Source organism: Rhodanobacter ginsenosidimutans (assembly GCF_042655685.1).
In the GTDB taxonomy this organism is placed as follows: domain Bacteria; phylum Pseudomonadota; class Gammaproteobacteria; order Xanthomonadales; family Rhodanobacteraceae; genus Rhodanobacter; species Rhodanobacter ginsenosidimutans.
The window spans coordinates 468940-491426 of record NZ_JBHSMM010000001.1 but is presented as its reverse complement, the minus strand read 5'-3'; the positions used below and the strand labels follow the sequence as shown (position 1 = coordinate 491426).

Below are 22487 nucleotides of genomic sequence, written 5' to 3'. Positions count from 1 at the left end.
GCGCCCGCGCGCGGTTACTTCGATTCGGTGGAATCAGGTTGCTTCTGCTCGGCAGGTTTCGCGACCGGCGGGTCGGCCTGCAGGCGCTGCTCGTCCTTGGGCTTGTCGTCACCCTCCAGGCCCTTCTTGAAGTCGCGCATGGCGCCGCCCAGGTCCGAGCCGATGTTGCGCAGCTTCTTGGTGCCGAAGATCAGCACAACGACGATCAGCAGGATGATGAGATGGGTGATGCTCATGGTTTGACCTCAAAACGGCGACGGACAGCGATGTGCCGGAGCGCGCCGCAGCGCCGACGGCTCATCGCTGAGTGTACTCTTCCAGCCGGTCGCGAAAATCGACCACCGGCGCGGGGATATTGCTCACGCCACCTTCGAAAATGCGCCGCGGCGTGATGCCGGGGCCATAGATGGCAGCATTCGCATCATAATCGATGCGCAGCGCCGAGCCATCCAGCGCCACGCCGGCAAACAGCCCGCGGGTGCGCGAGTAGGAATAGATTTCCGCCTTCAGCTGGCCATCGGTGGCGGCGCTGGCGGTGCGGCCGACGGGGCCGGCGGCGGCCGACGCATCGGCGCCCAGGGTGAACTTGCCGTTGACGATGGAATCGACGCCGCGCTGGGTGCGAAACACCAGGATCACGTCGGTCGACGACACGCCCGCCTGGAAGCCCACGCTGCCGCCGGTCATGGTGATGAAGCTGGGGTTGGACCAGGTGCCGTCGCGGGTCTTCACCGAGATCAGCCCTTCGCCGCGGCGGCCGCCGAAGATGAAACCGGCCTTGATCATGTCCGGAATCACCGCGATCGCCTTGGCTTCGCGCAGCAGATCGCTGGGGATCGCCTTGTCCGGCGCCTGCATGATTTCGCCCAGGACGCGCACGGCATTGTTGGCACGGACCAACGGCGGATCTTCGGCGTGCACGGCCATGGCGGGCAGCAGCAGGGCAGCGCCGATCACAAGCAGACGATGCAGCGGGATCTTGAACATTGGCTCAGCTCCACGTGGGGTTGGGATGCGGGGCGACGATAGGCGTGCTCACGGCCCGGATGGGCGCTTGTGGCAGACTGCGCGATTGATCGTCTTCGACGCCATCGCCCTCGTCACGATGCCACCCAATTACTATACCGGCCCCACCGGCCATTCCCACACAGCCGACGTTCAGTCCGTTCAGACAGCCGTTTTGCTGGTCAACCTGGGCACGCCGACCGCACCCACCGCACAGGCGGTGCGGCCCTATCTGGCGCAGTTTCTCGGCGACACGCGGGTGATCGATTACCCGCGCTGGCTGTGGTGGCTGATTCTGCACGGGGTCATCCTGCGCATCCGGCCGGCGCGTTCGGCGCATGCCTACGCGCGGATCTGGACCGAGCGCGGCTCGCCGCTGCGCTTCGAAAGCGAGGCGCTGGCGGCGGCACTGCAGGCCAAGCTGGAGCGTGAGCAGCCCGGCACGCTGCGCGTGGCACTGGCGATGCGCTACGGCGAGCCCGCCGTGGCCGATACCATCGCCCAGTTGCATCGCGAAGGTGTACGCCGGCTGCTGGTATTGCCGCTCTATCCGCAATATTCGGCCACGTCCACCGGCTCGGTGATCGATGCCGTGGCCGACGCGATGAAGGCGATGCGCTGGCCGCCCGAGCTGCGCCTGATCAACGATTACCACGACGACGACGCTCACATTGAGGCGCTGGCGCAACGCATCGAGCGCTGGTGGGCCGAGAACGGTCGCGGCGACAAGCTGCTGCTGTCCTTCCACGGCATCCCGGAGCGCTACGTACGGCTGGGCGATCCTTACGCCGACCAGTGCCAGACGACGGCACGGCTACTGCGCCAGCGGCTGCAACTGGGCGAAGGCGAACTGCTGGTGAGCTTCCAGTCGCGCGTGGGCCGAGAGCGCTGGCTGCATCCCTACACCGACGCCACCGTGCGCCAACTGGCAGCCGACGGCGTGAAGCGCCTCGACGTGGCCTGCCCCGGTTTCGCGGTGGATTGCCTGGAGACACTGGAGGAAATCGCGATGCAGAACCGCGATTTCTTCCTCGCCGCCGGCGGCCAATCGCTGCGCTACATCCCCGCCCTGAACGACAGCCCCGAGCAGATCGACAGCCTGGCCGCGTTGTTGCAGCGCCATCTCCGCGGCTGGCCGGCATCCCGCACCGACGACGGCGCGGCGTGATCGAACCACGCGAACGGCGCATCACGCTGCCGCACCTGACCCTGGCCGCGCAGGTCTGGGGCGACGACACGCTGCCGCCGCTGCTTGCCCTGCATGGCTGGCTCGACAACGCGGGCAGTTATGCACGGCTGGCGCCCCTGCTGGCCACGCGGTTCCAGCTGATCGCGCTGGATCTGCCCGGCCACGGGCACGCCGACCATGTGGCGGCGGGCGCGCAGTATCACTATGCGGATTACGTACGCACCGTGCTGGCCGCCGCCGATGCGCTGGCACTGGATCGCTACAGTCTGCTGGGGCATTCGCTGGGCGCCGGCATTGCCTCGCTGGTGGCGACAGCCGCGCCGTCGCGGATCGAACGGTTGTGGTTGATCGAAGGGCTGGGACCCCTTGGCGACGATGGCACGCGTACGCTGCAACGCTTTCGCGAGGCGCTGGCGCCGCAGGCCACACGCAAGCCGCTGCGGCTGTTCCGCAGTGTCGAACAGGCGGTCGACGCTCGCAGCATCGCCAGCGGTTTGCGCGGCGACCTGGCGCGACCGATCGTCACGCGCGGCCTCGTCGACGTCGACGGCGGCTGGCGTTGGCGCAGCGATCCGCGCCTGACCCAGCCCAGCGCCACGCGGTTGGCCGAATCGCAAGTGCGTGCCTTGCTGCAAGGCATTGCGTCGCCCACCGCGCTGCTGCTGGCGCGACCGTCGACATCCTACTTGCCGGCCGCCTTGATGCAGGCGCGCATCGACTGTGTCGAGGACATCGCCGTCAGCCATATGGATGGTGGCCACCATCTCCATCTGGAACATCCCGCCGCCGTGGCGACCTGGATCAAGGCCGCGGACGAACCCGCGCGTTAGCATCGATCACGATCGCCAGCGCACCTGAAGGTGTCGCGGCATTCGACCGCGCATCGACACCCGGGCTGCAAGGATGCAGCGACTGGCACCCGCCATCGCCGAAGGAGCCCCCATGCCAAACCGTCCGACCGATGATCCGGACACCCACGCGAACTGGCCGCATGTGCTGATCCTGGGCGGCGGTTTTGGCGGGCTCGCCGTGGCGCGGCGGCTGGCCGGCGCGAGGGTGCGGATGACGCTGGTGGACCGGCGCAACCATCACCTGTTCCAACCGCTGCTGTACCAGGTGGCCACCGCCAGCCTGGCGGCGCCGGCCATTGCTGCGCCCTTGCGACAGATCCTGCGCCGCCAGCGGGACCTCACCGTGCTGCTCGACGACGTCATCGGCGTGGACACGTCGGCACGCGAGGTACGGCTGGCGCACGGCACCCTGCATTACGACATGCTGGTGGTGGCGACCGGATCGACGCATGCCTATTTCGGCCACGACGAATGGGCGCCCTTCGCACCGGCGCTGAAGACACTCGACGATGCCTTCCTGATCCGCCGCCGCGTGCTGCTGGCCTTCGAGCACGCCGAGCGCGAAAACGATCCGGCGCGGCGTCAGGCCTGGCTGAATTTCTTGGTCGTGGGCGGCGGCTCCACCGGCGTCGAACTGGCGGGCACGCTGGCCGAACTGGCGCGACGCACCCTGCCGCGCGATTTCCGTCGCAGCGATCCGCGCCGCGCCAGCGTGCGGTTGATCGAGGCCGGGCCGCGTCTGCTGCCCGCGTTCGATCCGCTGTTGTCGGAACGCGCCCGCCGCCAGCTGGAACGCCTGGGCGTGGCCGTGCATACCGGCACGGCGGTGACTCACATCGATGCGCAAGGCGTGAACCTGGGCGATCAACGACTGCCGGCGCGCACCGTGTTGTGGGCTGCTGGCGTGGCGGCCTCACCACTGGGTCGCATGCTGGGAGCGCCGCTGGATCGCGCCGGCCGGGTACAGGTTCGCCCCGACCTCAGCCTGCCGATGCATCCGGAGGTATTCGTCATCGGTGACCTGGCGGACGTGCAGCAACCAAACGGCAAACCAGTGCCGGGCGTGGCGCCGGCGGCCAAGCAGATGGGTGAATACGTGGGCGCGGCTATCCGCGCGCGACTCGACGGGAAGGACAGCCCCACGCCGTTCCGCTATCGCGACGCCGGTTCGCTGGCCACCATAGGTCGCATGGCGGCGGTGGCCCAGTTTGGCCGTCTGAAACTGTCGGGCTTTCCCGCGTGGGCGGTGTGGCTGCTGGCGCACATCTATTTTCTGATCGGCTTCCGCAACCGGCTGGTGGTGATGCTGGACTGGGCGTGGGCGTACTGGACCCACGAACGCCACGCCCGCATCGTCAGCGGGCAGGACGAAACGGACGAAGCGGAAAATCGCTGATCGTTTCGGCCACCGATCCCTCCGCGTTGCCCGCCAACGCAAACGGCCCCTTGCGGGGCCGTCTGTCAGTGCGTTTCGAGCCGCTCAGGCTTCGGCGAACAGCCCGCGCATCTTCTTCATCGCGTTCGCCTCGACCTGGCGGATGCGCTCGGCGGACACGCCGTACTCGTCGGCCAGATCCTGCAGCGTGGCCTTGTTGTCGTCGTCCAGCCAGCGACGCTGGATGATGTCGCGCGAGCGGGCATCCAGTTGCACCAGCGCGTCGGACAAGGCCTGCAGACGGTTGTCGCTGGCATCGGCATCGGACACGTTTTCGTACGGATCGGCGCCGTCGTCGACCAGGAACGCGGCCGGGGCAGGCTTGGCGTCCTCATCGTCGCTCACCGGCTCGAAACCGATGTCACGGCCGGACAGGCGCGATTCCATCTCGCGCACCGTCGCCTCGGGCACGCCCAGATCGTTCGCCACCGTGCGCACTTCGGCGGCATTCATCCAGCCCAGCCGCTTCTTGCTCTTGCGCAGGTTGAAGAACAGCTTGCGCTGCGCCTTGGTGGTGGCGACCTTCACGATGCGCCAGTTCTTGAGGATGAACTCGTGCATTTCGGCACGGATCCAGTGCACCGCGAAGCTGACCAGGCGCACGCCCTGGTCGGGGTCGAAGCGCTTGACCGCCTTCATCAGGCCGATGTTGCCTTCCTGGATCAGGTCGGCCAGCTGCAGGCCGTAGCCGCTGTAGCCGCGGGCCACGTGCACCACGAAGCGCAGGTGCGACATCACCAGTTTCTTGGCTGCATCGAGATTGGCGTCCTCGAGGTAGTCGCGCGAGAGCGACTGCTCCTCTTCGGAGCTCAGTACCGGGATGCGATGCACGGCGGAAATATAGGCATCCAGACTTCCGACCACGCTCGGCAGCGGGAAGTTGGCGGTTACCAAGGCTTGAGACATGGTTGGAACCTCCAGAATGGCAACAAAGTTTAGCACTCGGTGGGTTGGAGTGCTAAGTCCGGACATTGGTTCCGGGCCTTTAATGAACTAAATGGTACACATATTGGTGAGCGCTGTCCATCACCCTTCTATTCGTCGCCAGTCTGGCCAGAGTTACGTTCAGAACGCGTCATGTCCAGGTGTCCGTTTCCTGCACCGACGCCGACCAACGGGCACGAGGCGCGCTTGACAGCACGCAACCGTGGCCACCATCCTGCCGTCCATTCCGAGGGGTGCCCCGCAAGGGGCTGAGATAGCGCGAGCTGACCCTTGAACCTGATCCGGGTAATACCGGCGTAGGAACGGGAATCATCACCATGGGCGGCCGGCTGCGGCGCGTCCGTGCGCCGTTGCAGCGTCGCGTCCCGGATCTCCATCGAAGGAGGAGATCCATGAACCATCCCGCTGCCGCACCTCTCAGCGTCACCACCGGGCCGATCGGCGGCTCGCGCAAGGTCTACGTGTCGCCGCCCGCGCATCCTTCGTTGCGGGTGCCGGTGCGCGAGATCGCGCTGAACGATCCGCTATCGCCCGCGCTGCACGTCTACGATCCGTCCGGCCCGTATACCGACGACACGGCGCAGATCGACCTGGCCGCAGGCCTGCCACCGGTGCGCGATGCGTGGATCGCGGCACGCGGATTTCCGGTCACCGAAGGGCGAACAACTCGTCCGGAGGACAACGGCGGCGTCGGCCCGGACCGGCTGGTGGCGCCTTGCCCCGCGCACCACACATTGCGCCGGGGCGAAGCCGGGCAACCGGTAACCCAGCTGGAATTTGCCCGCGCTGGCATCATCACCGAGGAAATGATCTACGCCGCCCAGCGCGAGAACCTGGGCCGCACGCAGATGCATGAAGACGCGCACGCCCGGCTGGCCGACGGCGAAGCGTTCGGCGCGGCCCTGCCCGCCTTCGTCACGCCCGAATTCGTACGCAGCGAGATCGCGCTGGGGCGCGCCATCATCCCGGCCAACATCAACCACGGCGAGCTGGAGCCGATGGTGATCGGGCGCAACTTCCTGGTGAAGGTCAACGCCAACATCGGCAACTCGGCGGTGTCCTCCGGCGTGGCCGAGGAGGTCGAGAAGCTGGTGTGGGCGATCCGCTGGGGCGCGGACACCATCATGGATCTCTCCACCGGCCGCAACATCCACAACATCCGCTCGTGGATCATCCGCAACGCGCCGGTGCCGATCGGCACCGTGCCGATCTACCAGGCGCTGGAAAAAGTCGGTGGCGATCCCGCGCGGCTGACGTGGGAAGTCTTTCGCGACACCCTGATCGAGCAGGCCGAGCAGGGCGTGGACTATTTCACCATCCATGCCGGCGTGCGCCTGCACCACGTGCCGCTGACCGCGCAGCGGGTCACTGGCATCGTGTCGCGTGGCGGTTCGATCATGGCGCGCTGGTGCCTCAGCCATCACCGCGAGAGTTTCCTGTACGAAAACTTCGCCGAAATCTGCGACATCATGCGCCGCTACGACGTGGCCTTTTCGCTGGGCGACGGCCTGCGCCCCGGCTCGATCGCCGACGCCAACGACGCGGCCCAGTTCGGCGAACTGGAAACGCTGGGCGAGCTGACCCAGATCGCCTGGGCGCACGGCTGCCAGGTGATGATCGAAGGGCCCGGCCACGTGCCGATGCACAAGATCAAGCTCAACATGGACAAGCAGCTGGAGCACTGCGCCGAGGCGCCGTTCTACACGCTGGGCCCGTTGACCACCGACATCGCGCCGGGCTACGACCACATCACCTCGGGCATCGGCGCGGCGATGATCGGCTGGTTCGGCACCGCCATGCTCTGTTACGTCACGCCGAAGGAACACCTCGGCCTGCCCGACCGCGACGACGTCAAGACCGGCGTCATCACCTACAAGATCGCCGCCCACGCCGCCGATCTCGCCAAGGGCCATCCCGCCGCCCAGCACCGCGACAACGCACTGTCGCGCGCGCGCTTCGAATTCCGTTGGGAGGATCAGTTCAATCTCTCACTCGATCCCGACACGGCGCGCGCCTACCACGACGCCACGCTGCCGAAGGAGGCGCACAAGGTGGCGCATTTCTGCTCGATGTGCGGGCCGAAATTCTGCTCGATGAAGATCACCCAGGACCTGCGCCGCGAGGTGCGCGAGATGGAAGCCTCCACGGTCCGCGCGGGCATGGATGCGAAGTCACGCGAGTTCGCCAAGCAGGGCGCCACGATCTACGTGCCAGCCGGGGAATGAGCGCCATGCGCGTCACCGTCATCGGCGCGGGCGTGGCCGGACTGGTCACGGCCATCGAACTGGCCAGCCGCGGCGCCCGGGTGGAGATCGTGGAACGCGGCGCCGCGCCGGGCGCGCAGGCCTGTACCTGGTTTGCCGGCGGCATGCTGGCGCCATGGTGCGAACAGGCCACCGCCGAACCGCAGGTGGCGGCGTTGGGCGCCGCTTCCATCGCGTGGTGGCAACGTCATTTCGCCGATACCGTGCAGCGCGGCACGCTGGTGGTCGCCGCCTCCCGCGATGCCGGCGAACTGGAGTTGTTCGGCCGCCGCACCGACCGGTTCGAAGCAACCGACGCCGCCCTCATCGGCGCACTGGAACCGGACCTGGCCGGACGGTTTCACCGAGGCCTGTTCTTTCCCGACGAGGCGCACCTGGACCCGCGCCGCGCGCTGCAGGCGTTGACGGCGCAACTGGCTGCGATGGGCGTGACGATCCGCTACGGCGTGGACGCCGATGTCGAACGGGTGGTGGCCGATCGCGTGATCGATTGCCGTGGCATCGCTGCACGCGACACGCTGGAGGATCTGCGCGGCGTACGCGGCGAAATGATCATGCTGCGCGCACCGGACATCCATCTCACCCGCCCCGTGCGCCTGCTGCATCCGCGCTTCGGGGTGTATGTGATCCCCCGCGGCCAGGGCGTTTTCATGCTCGGCGGCACCTTGCTGGAAAGCAGCAGCCACGGCCCGGTCACCGTGCGTTCGGCGATGGATCTGCTCAACGCCGCCTACGCGCTGCACCCGGCGTTTGCCGAGGCGCAGATCCTGGAACTGGGCGTGGGCGTGCGCCCTGCCTTTCCCGACAACCTGCCGCGGGTGTCCCGTCGCGGCAACGTCATCCACGTCAACGGCCTCTATCGCCACGGCTTCCTGCTCTCGCCTGCGATGGCGCAGCAGGCCGCGCAGATGGCGCTGGCCAACATCCCGGAGGCAAGCGCATGCATCTCCTCGTGAACGGCGCCGCGCACGACCTGCGCGCAACCACCTTGTCGCAGGCACTGGACGCACTTGGTTACCGGCAGGCCATCGTGGCCACGGCGCTCAACGGCATTTTCGTACCCGCCGACCGACGAGAAACCACCACGCTGGCCGACGGCGATGCGCTGGAAATCCTCGCGCCGATGCAGGGAGGCTGAGCCATGCAGCTTTATGGCATCGAACTGGCATCGCGCCTGCTGCTGGGCAGCGCCCGCTATCCGTCGCCGGCGATGCTTGCCGATGCGGTGCGCGCCTCGGGCACCGAGGTGGTCACCGTGTCGCTGCGGCGCGAATCGGGCGGACAGCGCAGCGGGCAGGGTTTCTGGTCGCTGATCCGCGACCTGGGCGTGCACGTGCTGCCGAACACGGCCGGCTGCCATTCGGCGAAGGAGGCGGTGACCACCGCACGGATGGCGCGCGACATCTTCCAGACGCCGTGGATCAAGCTGGAAGTGATCGGCGACGCCGACACGCTGCAGCCGGACGTGTTCGGCCTGGTCGCGGCGGCGGCCGAGTTGTGCGCCGATGGCTTCGAGGTATTTCCGTACACCACCGAAGACCTGGTCGTGGCCGACCGGCTGCTGCAGGCCGGCTGTCGCGTGCTGATGCCGTGGGGCGCGCCGATCGGCAGCGGGCGCGGGCTGAACAACACTTTCGGCCTGCGCACCTTGCGCGCGCACTTTCCCGACGTGCCGCTGATCATCGACGCCGGCATCGGCCGGCCATCGCACGCGGTGGAGGCGATGGAGCTGGGTTTCGACGGCGTGCTGCTGAACACCGCGGTGGCGCTGGCGGGCGATCCGGTGGCGATGGCCGCGGCGTTCGCCCGCGCGATCGAAGCGGGCCGCGCGGGTTTCCAGGCGAAGCCGATGGCGCCGCGCGATCTTGCCGAACCCTCCACGCCGATCGTGGGCAAGGCGTGGCTGGCGTGATCACCCTGCCCCCGTTCTACCCCATCGTGGACAGCGCCGAATGGGTGGGCCGGCTGGCGCCGCTCGGCATCGAGCTGGTGCAGTTGCGGCTCAAGGCGCAGCCGCCGGAAGTGATCCGTCGCGAGGTGCACGCCGCACTGGCGGTATGTCGCTGGCAGGGGGTGCAACTGGTGGTCAACGACCATTGGCAGATCGCGCTGGACGAAGGCGCCGAGTTCATCCACCTCGGCCAGCAGGACTTGCTCGACGCGGATCTGAAGGCGATCCGCGGGCGCGGCATGCGGCTGGGCATCAGCACGCACGACCACGCCGAACTGGACCTCGCACTGGCGGTGTCACCCGACTACGTGGCGCTGGGGCCGATCTATGCCACCACGCGCAAGCAGATGCCATGGGCGCCGCAGGGCCTTTCGCGCATCGCCGAGTGGAAGCGGCTGATCGGCGATCGAGCGCTGGTGGCGATCGGCGGCATCACGCTGGAGCGCGCCGCCGGCTGTTTCGACGCGGGCGCCGACAGCATCGCCACCATCGGCGACGTGACCGGCCACGCCGACCCGCTGGCCCGCGCGGCGGCGTGGCTCACCGCGACGGCAGCACATCCATGAGCGACCGTTACGCGCGCCAGACCGTGCTGCCCCACGTCGGCGAAGCGGGCCAGGCGCGGCTGGCGGCAGCGCATGTGCTGGTGATCGGTGCGGGCGGCCTGGGCTCTCCCGTGCTGCAGTATCTGGCGGGCGCCGGCGTCGGGCGGATCACCGTCATCGATCATGACCACGTCGAGGAGAGCAACCTGCATCGGCAGCCGCTGTATGCGATGGCTGATATCGGTTCGTTCAAGGCGCAGGCGGTGCGCGCCGCCCTGTTGCGCCTCAACCCGACCATCACCGTGGAAGCACTGGCGCAACGGCTGACCCCGACCAACGCGGCAGCGCTGGTGGCCGGCGCCGATGTCGTCGTCGACGCGGCCGACAGCCTCGCTGTCACCTACACCGTGAACGACATCTGCCTGCAACACCACACACCACTGATCAGCGCGTCCGCCGTGGGCCTGACCGGCTATGTCGGTGGCTTTTGCGGCGGCGCGCCCAGCTATCGCGCCGTATTTCCCGACATGCCCGCACGCGCGGCCAGCTGCAGCAGCGCCGGCGTGCTGGGCAGCGTGGTCGGCATGATCGGCAGCCTGCAGGCGCAATGCGTGCTGCAACTGCTGCTGGGCATCGCGCCGTCGCCGTTGGGCCGACTGCTGAGTTTCGACGCGGGCCGCCTGGCGTTCGGCGGCTTCGATTTTCACCAGGCGAGCGAACCCGAAGGCGACGCGTTGCGCTTCATCGACCCCAGCGATGTGGCGCCCGACGACCTGGTGATCGACCTGCGCAGCCTGGACGAAGCCCCGATATCGCCACTGGCAACGGCCCTGCGTTTCACCCTGGAACACATCGACGCTTTCATCGACGCCCATCCACCCGCCGACCGCCGCGTGGTGCTGTGCTGTCACAGCGGCGTGCGCGCATGGCGCGTCGGTCGGCGATTGCAGTCGCGCGGCTACGCCAATCTGGCCTTGGCGACGCTCGCCGGGATACCCGCATGACGCAGGTATTGTCCATCGCCGGCTCCGATTCCTGCGGCGGCGCCGGCTTGCAGGCGGACCTGAAAACGTTCGCGGCCTTCGGCGTCGACGGCGCCACCGTGGTGACCGCCGTCACCGCCCAGAACACCGCGGGCGTTCGCGCCATCCAGACCATGTCCGCGGTGATGGTGCAGGCGCAGATGGACGCGGTATTCGAGGAGCAGGCCATCGACGCCGTGAAGCTGGGCATGCTGGCCAACGCGGACATCGTGGCCACTGTCGCGCAACAACTCGAACGCTGGCGACCACCGTTCGTGGTGCTCGATCCGGTGCTGCTCGCCACCTCGGGGGCGCAACTGCTGGAAGCCGCAGCGGTGGATCTGCTGCGCACGCGATTGTTGCCGCTGGCCGATTGCCTCACCCCCAATCTCGCCGAGGCCGCCGCGCTGCTGGATACGTCGCAAGCAACAGACGAGGCGGAGATGGCACGGCAAGGGCAGGCGCTGCTCTTGTTGGGACCGCGATCGGTGTTGATGAAAGGCGGCCACGCGGCCCTGCCCGAAGCGGTCGACCTCCTCGTCACCGCGCACGACACGCAGCGTTTTGCCGCGCCATGGATAGCCACCACCCGGCTTCATGGAACCGGCTGCATGCTCGCAGCCGGCATTGCGGCCGGGCTGGCAAAAGCACACCCACTGCACGAAGCAATTGATCGTTCCCGACGCCACCTGCGCCAGGTGCTGATCCAGCGGGCGCGCGGCTGAACGCCTGACGTCTGCTGCACCGCGCGTTTCCCCGCCAATCGGTGCCCGATACAATGATTTGCGCATCGAACGCGCCCTTCCCTCCACTGCGTCCAGGCGGCATCCCGTGATCCTTTGCGTCCCCAACGTGTTGACGGCCGACGAACTCGGCGCCCTTCGCAGCGAACTGCGCGACGCGTCGTTCACCGACGGCGCGCGCACCGCGGGCTGGTCGGCGCGGGAGGTGAAGAAGAACCTGCAGGCCAGCGACGACAATCCGAATCAGGAGCGTTTGCGCGACATGGTGCGCAACGCTTTCATGCGCAATGGCATGCTGCAGACGGCGTTGCTGCCGTCGGCATCGACGCTGCCGCTGTTCAACCGCTACGACATCGGCATGCAGTACGGGCAGCATGTCGACGCGCCGGTGATGGGCGGCATGGGCAATGCGGTGCGCACCGACGTGGCCATCACGCTGTTCATTTCCGAGCCGACGAGTTACGACGGCGGCGAGCTGATGATCGATTCCGGCGGCATGGAATACGCGTTCAAGCTGGACGCGGGTGCCGCCATCGCCTACCCCGCCAATTCGCTGCATCACGTGACCCCGGTGACGCGCGGCAGTCGCCATGCGGCGATCATCTGGGTGCAAAGCCTGGTGCGCGACCCGGCCCGGCGCGAATTGCTGTGGGATCTGGAAAACGCCAAGCGGCAACTCTTCGGCCGCGAAGGGAAGAGCGTCACCTTCGACACGGTCAGCCGATCCCACGCCAACCTGCTGCGCATGTGGGCGGACGTCTAGGACGCGAAACCCGGCGCGATTTTCACATCGCGGCCCGCGGCGGCAGCGACCAGTCGATCGGCGCCTGACCACGGCTTTCCAGATACCGGTTGGCCGCCGAGAAATGGCCGCAACCCAGGAAACCGCGATGGGCCGACAACGGCGAGGGATGCACCGAGGTCAGCACGCAATGGCGGTTGCGGTCGATCAGGCTGCCCTTGCGCTGCGCATAGGCGCCCCATAGCAGGAACACCAGGCCTTCGCGCTCGTGGTTGAGCGCGGCGATGGCCGCGTCGGTGAAGCCTTCCCAGCCCTTGCCCTGGTGCGCGCCGGCGCGGCCTTCTTCCACCGTCAGCACGCTGTTGAGCAGCAGCACGCCGCGATCGGCCCAGGGCGTGAGGCAGCCGTGATCGGGGCGCGCGATATCCAGGTCGCGCTGGATTTCCTTGAAGATGTTGTCCAGCGAAGGCGGCACCCGCACGCCCACCGGCACGGAGAAGCACAAACCATGCGCCTGCCCCGGGCCGTGGTACGGGTCCTGCCCCAATATCACCACGCGCACGGCATCGAACGGTGTGTGGTCGAAGGCCGAGAAAATCGCCGGCCCGGGCGGGTAGATGCGTTTGCCCGCCGCCTTCTCCGCCCGCAGGAACGCCGCCAGTGCCTGCATCTCGAGGCGTCGCAGATAGTCCTCCAGCCGCGCCTTCCACGAGGCTTCCAGCCGGATCGGGGCGTCACTCATCGCCGGCCGCTTCACGCAAATGGCGGGCCACCCGCAGCTGGAACAACAGCTTGGTCACCAGCAGTTTTTCCTCCACCGGTTTCTCCACCAGGTCGTTGGCGCCGGCCTTGATCAGCGCCGCCTGGTTGACCGGGTTCTCGTCGCCGGTCATCACCAGCACCGGCAGCCGGCCCTTGCCGTAACCGTATTCGGTACGGATGCGCTCGAGCAGGTCGCCGCCGGTCAGCTCGCCCTTCAGGCTGACGTCGGTCAGCACCACGTCCGCACCGATCCGCCCCTGCGCGCGGGCGGTTTCCAGCAGCACCAGCGCGTCTTCCACGCTGATCACGTGACGCACGGTGAGGCCGTATTTCTCGAGCATGCGACGGGTGGCCAGCGCCACCACGCGGCTGTCTTCCACGTACAGCACGGTGCCCTCGACGCTGCTTTCGGGCCGTACGTAGCCGCGGATGAACTCGGCCAGCGCCTGGAAACCCAGGGACTTGTCGAAGTAGTCGGTGACGTGTTCGCCCAGCTCGCGGCGGTGCAGGCGCGAATCCACGTCGCCGGAAACCACCACGATGGGTACATAGAATTGCGGCGCCGACTCGCGCACGAATTGCGCCAGCTCCAGCCCGTCCATGTCGGGCAGGCGCAGCGCGATGGTGATGAAGTCGAACACGCCCACGCCCAGCAGTTGCTGCGCCTCGTTGCCGCTGCCGCAGCCGACGATCTCGACGCCCGGCAATTCCGCCTCCAGTACCCGGGTGATCAACTGCCGCACCACTCGCGAGCCGTCAACCACCAGCACCCGCGGCGCGGTGGTCAGCAAGCGGTTGCTGATCGCCTGGGGTACTTCCTGGTTGTCCACTCCATTCATGACGATCCCGATTCACGTCGCGGCACGACCCTGTCTGCCACCATACTTTACCGACACCGGGCGGGGTGTCGGCGCAAGTCACAAGTTCAGGCGGCCTTGCGCAATTGCCACGCGCTGACCAGCCGCGCGCCCAGCCAGCCCAGTGCGGCGGCAGCCAGCGGCACGGCCAGCAGCAGCCAGGTGGGAAGGCCGGCCACTTGCAGCTTGCCGTCGTAGGTCTGGCTCAGCTGCGCCACCGGCGCGGCCAGGCCCAGCTCGATCACCACCGCCAGCGCGGCGGCGAAAATACCGCTGAACAAGCCGTACCAGATGCCGGCGTACAGATAAGGACGGCGCACGAACGCATCGCTGGCGCCCACCAGCAGCAGCACGCCGATTTCCTCGCTGCGGCTGGCGATGTCCACCCGCACCGTGTTGCCCACCACCAGCAGCGCCGCCGCGGCCAGCATCAACGCCAGCATCAGCACCACGCGGTTGCCCACGCCGAGCAGCGCCTCCAGCCGTTTGCGCCAGCTGTCGCTGTCCTGCACCAGCTCGACCCCGCGCATCGCGCGCACGTCGGCCACCAGCGTCTCGACGGCGGCGGCACTGACGTCGGTACGCGGCTGCAGCTGCACCACATAAGGCAACGGGTTGTCGTCCAGCAACTCCAGCGCGCCGGAGAAGCCCTGCATCTTCGCCAGCTCTTCCATCCCTTGCTGCGGGCTTTTCACGGCGACGGACGCCACCTCCGGCCGATTGCCCAGCTGCGTGGCCAGCAACTGCGTGGCCTGGCCACTCTGCCCGGTTTGCATGAAAACACTGATCGCCTGGCTCTGGCCCATGGCGTCGCCCAGCTTCTGCACGTTGCCCAGCAGCAGGTAGAACGCCAGCGGCAAGGCCAGCGCCAGGCCCATCACGGCAATGGTCAGCAGGCTGCCCAGCGGGCGCGTGGCCAACCGGCGCAGGCTGGCCGCGGCACTCCAGCCGTGGTGCTCCTGCCAGCTGGCGAATCGCTGTGGCCGCGGCGCCTGCGCTGACGGCCCGTTGTGCCCCGAGGGGGATTCCGGCGACGCGTTCACAGCACCTCCTGCGCGGCAAGGTCGGCCACCAGCCGGCCGTGATCGAGCACGATCACGCGTTTGCGCATGCGCTTGATCAAGGGCAGGTCGTGGCTGGCGATCAGCACGGTGGCACCCACCTGCTGGAATTCGGCGAACAGGCCCATGATCTCCACCGCCAGCTGCGGATCGAGATTGCCGGTGGGTTCGTCGGCGATCAGCAAGGTGGGCCGCGCCACGATGGCGCGGGCGATGCCCACGCGCTGCTGCTCGCCGGTGGACAAGGTGGCCGGCAACTGTCGCTCGTAGGCCAGCAGGCCCACTTTCTCCAGCGCGGCACGCACGCGGCGCGCGCGTTCAGCCCGCGCCACGCCACCGATCATCAGCGGCAGTTCGACGTTGGCGAATACCGTGCGCTCCATCAGCAGCCGGTGATCCTGGAACACCATGCCGATCCGGCGGCGCAACTTGGGAATGCCGCCCCGGCGCACCCGGGCCAGGTTCTGGCCATCCAGGGTGATCACGCCGTGCGAGGGGCGCTCGATCAGGCCCAGCAATTTCAGCAGCGTGCTCTTGCCGGCGCCGGAGTGGCCGGTGACGAAGGCCATCTCGCCGGTAGGCACCTCGAAGGACAACTGCGAGAGCGCCTCGTGGCCGCCTTCGTAGCGTTTGCTCACTTGCTCGAATTGGATCACCGGTTTCCTCGCACCTGCATGGCCTGCCAGCGACAAGGATAAGGGAAGCGCATGCGAAGTGGCGGCCTCCGACAGCGGCGGCGACCGATCCCGGCCGCCGCACGCGGGGGTCGATCAGCGGCCGGTCAGCAACCGCGTCAGGCGGCTGAGCAAACCGGGCTTTTTCGCCGGGGCGTTGTCGCGCGTCTTGCCCGCCGTCACCGCCACCTGCCGCGAGGGCCGATGGTAGGCAACCGCTTCGGCCGGCGCGGCGTTCGACTCGCGCGCGGGACGATCGGCACGCGGTGCGCGCTCGGCGCCCGCCTGGGCCACCGATGCGCCGCCGGCATCCGCGGCGACTCCGTCACGACGGCGGTTGCGGCCACCACGACGGCGGCGCGGCTTGCGCGGCGCGTCACCATTGGCGTCGGCACCTGCCTCGGTGGCGTGCACCGGCACCGGAATCGGCTGCGCGGCGGCCACCTCGGCGCTGGCATCGGCGGCGGGAGCCGGCCGCGGCTTGCGCGGCGGGCGCGGGCCGGAGCGATCCGCCCCGCGTTCACCACCGTGACCACTGCGACTGCCGGAGCGGCGCGGCTTCTCGCCCGGCCGCGGCGGCACCACGTCGCCGAACGCGGCGCTGTCGGCAGCAGCATTGGCGGCGAATTCGGCATCGATGGCACGCGGCTTGGGCATCACCAGCAACTCGGCATCCATGTGCGCCACCGGGATGCTCTGGCCGATGTACGCCTCGATATCCGGCAGGCTCATCGCATACAGGTCGCAGGCGAAACTGATCGCGTCGCCCTCGGCACCGAGGCGCGCGGTGCGGCCGATGCGATGCACGTAATCCTCGGCCTCGTGCGGCAGGTCGTAGTTGAAGACGTGGCTGACCGCCGGGATGTGCAGGCCGCGCGCGGCCACGTCGGTGGCCACCAGGATGTCGAGCTGACCGTCCTGGAAACGCTGCAGCAGCTTTTGCCGCTTCAGCTGCGGCACGTCGCCGGAGATCGCGCCCACGCGGCAGCCGTGGCGCTTCACCCGCTCGGTGACGCGCTCGGCGGCGGCCTTGGTGTTGACGAAGATGATGCTGCGGGTGGGCTGGTGCTTGTCGATCAGGTTGAGCAGCAGCGGCATCTTTTCTTCCTTGGCCGGGAAGTAGACCAGCTGGCGCACCTTGTCGGCGGTGACGTTGTCGCTTTCCACCACCAGCTTCTCGGCCTCATGCATGTGCTCGTAGGCCAGCTCCAGCACGCGGTGGCTCAGCGTGGCGGAGAACAGCAGCACCTGGCGCTGCTCACGCGGCGGCAGCTTGCGGAAGATGAAGCGGACGTCCTTGATGAAGCCGAGGTCGAACATGCGATCGGCCTCGTCGATCACCATCACCTCGACGCTGTTGAGGTTGAAAACCCCCTGCTTGTGGTAATCGAGCATGCGGCCGGGCGTGGCGATGATGATGTCGCAGCCGTCTTTCAGCTGCTGGCGCTGCTTCTCGTAATCGACGCCGCCGTAGATCAGGGCGATCTTCAGGCCGGTGTGACGGCCGATGGCCTGGGCGTCCTTGTCGATCTGGATGGCCAGCTCGCGGGTAGGCGCGATGATCAGCGACCGCGGGTCGGCATCCTTGCGCTCGGCCACCGCTGGCGTGGTCAGCAGGCGGTTCATCAGCGCCACCAGGAAGGCGCAGGTCTTGCCGGTGCCGGTCTGTGCCTGGCCGGCGACGTCCTTGCCGGACAGCGCCAGCGGCAGGGTCATTTCCTGGATCGGCGTGCAGCGGGTGAAACCGCTGTCGTCCAGGCCCTGCTGCAGCAGCGGGTGAAGATCGAAGTTGGTGAAAAAGGTGTCGGTGAGTACGGTTTGGGACATATGCGGATGGTTGACCTGGCCAGACGGCGGCGTGAAGCGCTGCACCCGCTTGATGCCGGATGTCGGCGCAGGGCGGTGCAGGACGGGATGCGCGGGTGAAGCGAGCGACCCAGCGCCAGGCCCGACGGGCCGCGCCGCAACGGGCGGCACCGGAGGTTGTCGGCTCCCTGGCTGGCGGCCTTCGCAGGCCGCCCTTGAATCGTGCCCGGAGTTGCGCTGGAATGAAGAACCTGCCGCAAGGCAGACCATCTTCCGGCTCGACCCGCGCTTCATGGGCACCCGAGTGTAGCTGATGACGGCTCCCGGAGTCTTTACCGGCCCGGCCGCCGCCGGCGCGGCGCGCCTGCCGTGGCCGAGTTGCATCCGAACGTGTTGCATTCGAGCGCGGCCGCCCCATTTTTCAACCACGCGGTTTACTTATCGCGTTTTGCCCAGTCACGGAGATCCCCGGTGAGCGACCTGATTACCCATGTGAACGACGATGCCTTCCAGCAGCAGGTGCTGGAATCGGATGTACCCGTATTGCTTGATTTCTGGGCGGAATGGTGCGGCCCGTGCAAGGCCATCGCACCGATGCTCGAGGATCTGGCCAAGGATTACGAAGGCAAGCTGCGGGTGGTCAAGGTCAATATCGACCACAACCAGCAGACCCCCCGCACCTATGGCGTCCGCGGCATTCCCACCCTGATGGTGTTCAAGAACGGCAAGGTCGAGGCGACCCAGATCGGCGCCGTCAGCAAGGGGCAACTGGCCCAGATGATCGACAAGGCCATCTGAACCGCTCCACCTGAACCATCCAGTGATTCCCGCCGCGTGCTTTACGGCCGCACGCGGCGGATGCTAGATTCATCGCGTCCGTCGGGACAGTCCTGTCCCCCAGCGCCCTCCGCGCGACGCACATCCTCCCTCCTGTAATTCAACGGCGCCCCGCGAGGATTGCCCGTGTCCGATACCGAAAACCACACCCCGAACGACGCCGTTGGCGCCGACGCCAAACCTGTTGCCGAAGGCAAGCCCGAGCCGCGCCCGCGCGCGCCGCGCCGCACGGCGGCAGCCATAGCGGCGGCAAACGCCGAGAAAGCGGCCAAGTCATCCGCGGCGGAAAAACCGGCCGCCGAAACCGCCGACCGACCGGCCCCCGCGCCAGCCCCGACGCCGTCCGCCCCCGTGCAGGGCAACCTGCCCGTAGCGCCGCCGGCCGCCGCCTCATCCAGCGAGGCGCCCGCTCCACGCGCGCCGCAGGAATCACGCGAAGCGGGCCCGGCCGGCAACGCCAACCCCCAACAGAACCAGGGCCAGGCGTCGAACCCGAACCAGGGACAGAACCCGTCGTCCAACCAGGGCCAGAATCAGGGCCAGGGGCAGAACAACGGCAACGGTGGTCGCGAGGGTCGCGAAGGCCGTGGCCGGCGCCGCCGCAACGAGCGCAACCCGCAGCAGCAACCACCGCGCGGACAGAACAACAACCCGCGCCACAACAACCCGAACGGCTTGCCGGTGGACGACGACAACGCCGATCCGGGCAGCAACGACCGCGTCATCAACCTCACCGAGCTGAAGCGCAAGAACGCGCCGCAACTGCTGGAATTCGCCGAGTCGCTGGGCATCCACGAAGGCATCGCCCGCGCGCGCAAACAGGACGTGATCTTCAACGTGCTCAAGGCGCACGCCCGCTCCGGCGGCGGCATCTGGGCCGAAGGCGTGCTGGAAATCCTGCAGGACGGCTTCGGCTTCATGCGCTCGGCCGACGAAAGCTACCTGGCCGGCCCCGACGACATCTACGTCTCGCCCAGCCAGATCCGCCGCTTCAACCTGCGCACCGGCGACTACATCACCGGCCGCGTGCGTCACCCGAAGGAAGGCGAGCGTTACTTCGCCATGCTGCGGGTGGAGACGATCAACGGCGATCCGCCGGAAGCATCGAAAAACAAGATGCTGTTCGAGAACCTCACCCCGCTGTTCCCGCGCAAGGCGTTCAAGCTGGAACGCGGCAACGGTTCCAGCGAGGACATCACCGGCCGCATCCTCGATTTGATCGCACCGATCGGCAAGGGCCAGCGCGGCCTGATCGTCTCCCAGCCGAAATCCGGCAAGACGATGATGCTGCAGAACATTGCCCAGGCCATCCAGTACAACCACCCCGAAGCGCACCTGATCATCCTGCTGGTCGACGAGCGGCCCGAGGAAGTCACCGAAATCGCCCGCACCGTGCGCGCCGAAGTCATCAGTTCCACCTTCGACGAGCCGGCCGTGCGCCACGTGCAGGTCGCCGAGATGGTGATCGAGCGGGCCAAGCGCCTGGTCGAGCACAAGAAGGACGTGATCATCCTGCTGGATTCGATCACCCGCCTGGCGCGCGCCTACAACACCGTGATCCCCAGCTCCGGCAAGGTGCTCACCGGTGGCGTGGACGCGAACGCGCTGCAGCGCCCGAAGCGCTTCTTCGGCGCGGCCCGCAACGTCGAGGAAGGCGGCAGCCTGACCATCATCGCCACCGCGCTGACCGAAACCGGCAGCAAGATGGACGAGGTGATCTACGAGGAGTTCAAGGGCACCGGCAACATGGAAGTCCACCTGAGCCGGCGCATCTCCGAGAAGCGTGTCTACCCGGCCATCGACATCAACCGCTCCGGCACCCGCCGCGAAGACTTGCTGATCGACCCGGACATGCTCGCCAAGATCTGGATCCTGCGCAAACTGCTGCACCCGATGGACGAGCTGTCGGCGATGGAGTTCATGCTGGACAAGATGAAGAACACCAAGTCCAACGACGAGTTCTTCAACTCGATGAAGCGCTGAAGAGCCGGGAATAGGGATTCGCAAAAGCCTCGAAGCCGAGCTTCTGCCCCCTCTCCCCCAAGCGACGCTTGGGGGAGAGGGCTGGGGCGAGGGGCGCTCTCCGCAAAGGCCGGCCTGTCGCCGGCTTTTTTTGTGCCGTAAGCTCTGTGCTGGAACGCCGCCACCGGCCGGGAACGTCACTGGCCACGATTGGCCGGAAGAATGGATTGCCCGAACCGCTCGCACAGCGACTGGCGTGTCCCGCCATCGTAGCGGCGCACTGAACGCATACCGCCTGATCCAGCTCAGGGCGTACGCGGTCCCGTGTTGGTTCAATGAGCTGTCCGACCCCGCATTCCACGACACCCCTTTTCGTCGCCTTGCGCCGCCCCCATAGTGTCGGCTTCCCCTGCGAGGCTATGACGTGTCCATACCCAGTGCCGCCAAAAGCACGCCGATCGGCGGTCGCCAGCAACTCGCTGATTACCTGGCTGCCGGCGAAAAGCCCCGCGAAGCCTGGCGCATCGGTACCGAGCACGAGAAGTTCGGCTTTCTCACCGACAGCCTGCGCCCGCCCACCTTCGAGGGTGATCGCGGTATCCGCGTGTTGCTGGAAACGCTGGCCAGCCGCTACGGCTGGCAGATCGCCCGCGAAGGCGACATCCCGGTGGCGCTGACCCGCGGCATGGCCAACATCACGCTGGAACCGGCCGGCCAGCTGGAGCTTTCCGGTGCGCCGCTGGAAACGGTGCACGACACCTGTCGCGAAGTGAATTCGCACCTGGACGAAGTGCGCTCGGTGGCCGACACGCTGGGCATCGGCTTCCTGGGCATGGGCTTCCAGCCGAAATGGCCGCGCGACGAAATGCCGTGGATGCCCAAGGGCCGCTACAAGATCATGCACGAGTACATGCCCAAGGTCGGCTCGCTGGGCCTGGACATGATGACCCGCACCTGCACCGTGCAGGTGAACCTGGATTTCGGCAGCCAGGCCGACATGGTCAAGAAATTCCGCGTCAGCCTGGCACTGCAGCCGATCGCCACCGCACTGTTCGCCGACTCGCCGTTTACGGAAGGCCGTCCAAACGGCTATCAGTCCTACCGCTCGCACATCTGGACCGACACCGACAACGATCGCACCGGCATGCTCGATTTCGTGTTCGAGGACGGCTTCGGCTACGAGCGCTATGTCGACTACATCCTCGACGTGCCGATGTATTTCAGCCTGCAGAACGGCAAGTACCTCGACCTGGCCGGTCAGGATTTCAAGCAGTTCATGGCCGGCAACCTCGCCGCCCTGCCCGGCACCCGCGCCACCATGAAGGACTGGGCCGACCATCTCACCACCGCGTTCCCCGAAGTGCGGCTGAAGCAATACCTGGAAATGCGCGGCGCCGATGGCGGTCCGTGGAACCGGCTGTGCGCCCTGCCCGCGTTCTGGGTCGGCCTGTTGTACGACGATGAAGCGCTGGATGCCGCCTGGGACCTGGTCAAGGATTTCAGCCTCACCGAGCGCCACGCGCTGCGCGAAGGCGTGCCGAAGCATGCGCTGAAGCTGCCGTTCCGCAACGGCACCGTGCGCGACCTGGCCGAGCAGGCACTGAAGATCGCCGCACACGGCCTGCAGCGCCGCGCCCGCCTCAACGCCAACGGTGCCGACGAACGCGTCTTCCTGGAACCGCTGCTGGAAATCGTGCAAGCCAACCAGACCCCGGCCGATCGCAAGCTGGAGCTTTTCCACGGCCCGTGGAATGGCAGCGTGGACCCGGTGTTCCGCGAGTTCGCGTACTGAAACGTGTAGGAGCGCACCCTGTGCGCGATGCTTTTCGTTGCGGC

At 67.4% G+C, this 22487-nt stretch carries 22 protein-coding genes and 1 riboswitch; of the genes, 14 read left to right on the top strand and 8 right to left on the bottom strand.

Features of this window, described 5'->3' with window-relative positions; all coding sequences use genetic code 11:
• Positions 1-14 precede the first annotated feature (14 nt).
• Positions 15-236, bottom strand: coding sequence for a twin-arginine translocase TatA/TatE family subunit (tatA, locus tag ACFPK0_RS02045; RefSeq protein ID WP_056082619.1), 222 nt, complete (start codon positions 234-236; stop codon positions 15-17).
• Between the two features lie 61 nt (positions 237-297).
• Complete coding sequence (locus ACFPK0_RS02040; RefSeq protein ID WP_056082623.1) at positions 298-987, bottom strand: lipid-binding SYLF domain-containing protein; 690 nt, start codon at positions 985-987, stop codon at positions 298-300.
• A 118-nt stretch (positions 988-1105) separates the two neighbouring features.
• On the opposite strand from ACFPK0_RS02040, the gene hemH reads away from it, so the two are divergent.
• The 3 genes from hemH to ACFPK0_RS02025 all read left to right on the top strand — a co-directional run bounded on the left by hemH (position 1106) and on the right by ACFPK0_RS02025 (position 4441).
• Positions 1106-2173, top strand: a complete 1068-nt coding sequence (gene hemH / locus ACFPK0_RS02035; RefSeq protein WP_056607482.1) for a ferrochelatase — start codon at positions 1106-1108, stop codon at positions 2171-2173.
• Positions 2170-3024 carry an alpha/beta fold hydrolase gene (locus ACFPK0_RS02030; RefSeq protein WP_056606401.1) on the top strand — a complete coding sequence of 285 codons (855 nt, stop codon included), beginning with the start codon at positions 2170-2172 and terminating at the stop codon, positions 3022-3024. The genes hemH and ACFPK0_RS02030 overlap by 4 nt, the downstream gene beginning before the upstream one ends.
• Positions 3025-3136: 112 nt before the next feature.
• Positions 3137-4441 carry an NAD(P)/FAD-dependent oxidoreductase gene (locus tag ACFPK0_RS02025; RefSeq protein WP_056084138.1) on the top strand — a complete coding sequence of 435 codons (1305 nt, stop codon included), beginning with the start codon at positions 3137-3139 and terminating at the stop codon, positions 4439-4441.
• Positions 4442-4525: 84 nt separating this feature from the next.
• Here ACFPK0_RS02025 and rpoH read toward each other — a convergent pair whose 3' ends face one another.
• Positions 4526-5386 (bottom strand): RNA polymerase sigma factor RpoH, encoded by an 861-nt coding sequence (gene rpoH / locus ACFPK0_RS02020; protein WP_056082628.1) that lies wholly within the window; start codon positions 5384-5386, stop codon positions 4526-4528.
• A 258-nt stretch (positions 5387-5644) separates the two neighbouring features.
• Positions 5645-5745: riboswitch (TPP riboswitch) on the top strand.
• A 72-nt stretch (positions 5746-5817) separates the two neighbouring features.
• Here rpoH and thiC point away from each other — a divergent pair.
• The 8 genes from thiC (at position 5818) to ACFPK0_RS01980 (ending at position 12713) form a co-directional block, all read left to right on the top strand.
• The gene (gene thiC / locus ACFPK0_RS02015) at positions 5818-7650 is read left to right on the top strand and encodes a phosphomethylpyrimidine synthase ThiC (RefSeq protein ID WP_377338011.1); all 1833 of its coding nucleotides are present in this window, start codon (positions 5818-5820) and stop codon (positions 7648-7650) included.
• Between the two features lie 5 nt (positions 7651-7655).
• The gene (thiO, locus tag ACFPK0_RS02010) at positions 7656-8645 is read left to right on the top strand and encodes a glycine oxidase ThiO (RefSeq protein ID WP_377338009.1); all 990 of its coding nucleotides are present in this window, start codon (positions 7656-7658) and stop codon (positions 8643-8645) included.
• Positions 8630-8827: a sulfur carrier protein ThiS gene (thiS, locus tag ACFPK0_RS02005; RefSeq protein ID WP_056082634.1), complete on the top strand. Its 198-nt coding sequence runs from the start codon at positions 8630-8632 to the stop codon at positions 8825-8827. The genes thiO and thiS overlap by 16 nt, the downstream gene beginning before the upstream one ends.
• A gap of 3 nt (positions 8828-8830) precedes the next feature.
• On the top strand, positions 8831-9601 hold the full coding sequence (locus tag ACFPK0_RS02000) for a thiazole synthase (RefSeq protein ID WP_377338007.1): 771 nt from the start codon (positions 8831-8833) through the stop codon (positions 9599-9601).
• Complete coding sequence (locus ACFPK0_RS01995; protein WP_082520263.1) at positions 9598-10206, top strand: thiamine phosphate synthase; 609 nt, start codon at positions 9598-9600, stop codon at positions 10204-10206. The genes ACFPK0_RS02000 and ACFPK0_RS01995 overlap by 4 nt, the downstream gene beginning before the upstream one ends.
• Positions 10203-11189, top strand: a complete 987-nt coding sequence (locus tag ACFPK0_RS01990; protein WP_377338004.1) for a ThiF family adenylyltransferase — start codon at positions 10203-10205, stop codon at positions 11187-11189. The genes ACFPK0_RS01995 and ACFPK0_RS01990 overlap by 4 nt, the downstream gene beginning before the upstream one ends.
• A complete protein-coding gene (thiD, locus tag ACFPK0_RS01985; protein ID WP_377338002.1) occupies positions 11186-11932 on the top strand; it encodes a bifunctional hydroxymethylpyrimidine kinase/phosphomethylpyrimidine kinase in 747 nt (248 codons plus the stop codon). Before ACFPK0_RS01990 ends, thiD begins: the two co-directional genes overlap by 4 nt.
• A 106-nt stretch (positions 11933-12038) precedes the next feature.
• Positions 12039-12713 (top strand): Fe2+-dependent dioxygenase, encoded by a 675-nt coding sequence (locus ACFPK0_RS01980; RefSeq protein WP_056082647.1) that lies wholly within the window; start codon positions 12039-12041, stop codon positions 12711-12713.
• Between the two features lie 22 nt (positions 12714-12735).
• Here the strand turns inward: ACFPK0_RS01980 and ung are convergent, their stop codons facing one another.
• The 5 genes from ung to ACFPK0_RS01955 all read right to left on the bottom strand — a co-directional run bounded on the left by ung (position 12736) and on the right by ACFPK0_RS01955 (position 17873).
• The gene (gene ung, locus ACFPK0_RS01975) at positions 12736-13434 is read right to left on the bottom strand and encodes a uracil-DNA glycosylase (protein ID WP_377338000.1); all 699 of its coding nucleotides are present in this window, start codon (positions 13432-13434) and stop codon (positions 12736-12738) included.
• Positions 13427-14293: a response regulator gene (locus tag ACFPK0_RS01970; protein WP_056082653.1), complete on the bottom strand. Its 867-nt coding sequence runs from the start codon at positions 14291-14293 to the stop codon at positions 13427-13429. The genes ung and ACFPK0_RS01970 overlap by 8 nt, the downstream gene beginning before the upstream one ends.
• A gap of 86 nt (positions 14294-14379) precedes the next feature.
• Positions 14380-15354 (bottom strand): permease-like cell division protein FtsX, encoded by a 975-nt coding sequence (gene ftsX / locus ACFPK0_RS01965; protein ID WP_056082656.1) that lies wholly within the window; start codon positions 15352-15354, stop codon positions 14380-14382.
• Positions 15351-16028, bottom strand: coding sequence for a cell division ATP-binding protein FtsE (ftsE, locus tag ACFPK0_RS01960; protein ID WP_056082659.1), 678 nt, complete (start codon positions 16026-16028; stop codon positions 15351-15353). The genes ftsX and ftsE overlap by 4 nt, the downstream gene beginning before the upstream one ends.
• Positions 16029-16142: 114 nt before the next feature.
• Entirely contained in the window at positions 16143-17873 is a 1731-nt protein-coding gene (locus ACFPK0_RS01955; protein ID WP_056084144.1) for a DEAD/DEAH box helicase, read from the bottom strand.
• Positions 17874-18323: 450 nt separating this feature from the next.
• On the opposite strand from ACFPK0_RS01955, the gene trxA reads away from it, so the two are divergent.
• From trxA to ACFPK0_RS01940, 3 genes are all read left to right on the top strand, one after another.
• A complete protein-coding gene (trxA, locus tag ACFPK0_RS01950; protein WP_007081605.1) occupies positions 18324-18650 on the top strand; it encodes a thioredoxin TrxA in 327 nt (108 codons plus the stop codon).
• Between the two features lie 165 nt (positions 18651-18815).
• A complete protein-coding gene (rho, locus tag ACFPK0_RS01945; RefSeq protein WP_377337996.1) occupies positions 18816-20672 on the top strand; it encodes a transcription termination factor Rho in 1857 nt (618 codons plus the stop codon).
• A gap of 403 nt (positions 20673-21075) precedes the next feature.
• Positions 21076-22443 (top strand): glutamate--cysteine ligase, encoded by a 1368-nt coding sequence (locus ACFPK0_RS01940; RefSeq protein ID WP_056082662.1) that lies wholly within the window; start codon positions 21076-21078, stop codon positions 22441-22443.
• Positions 22444-22487: the final 44 nt, after the last annotated feature.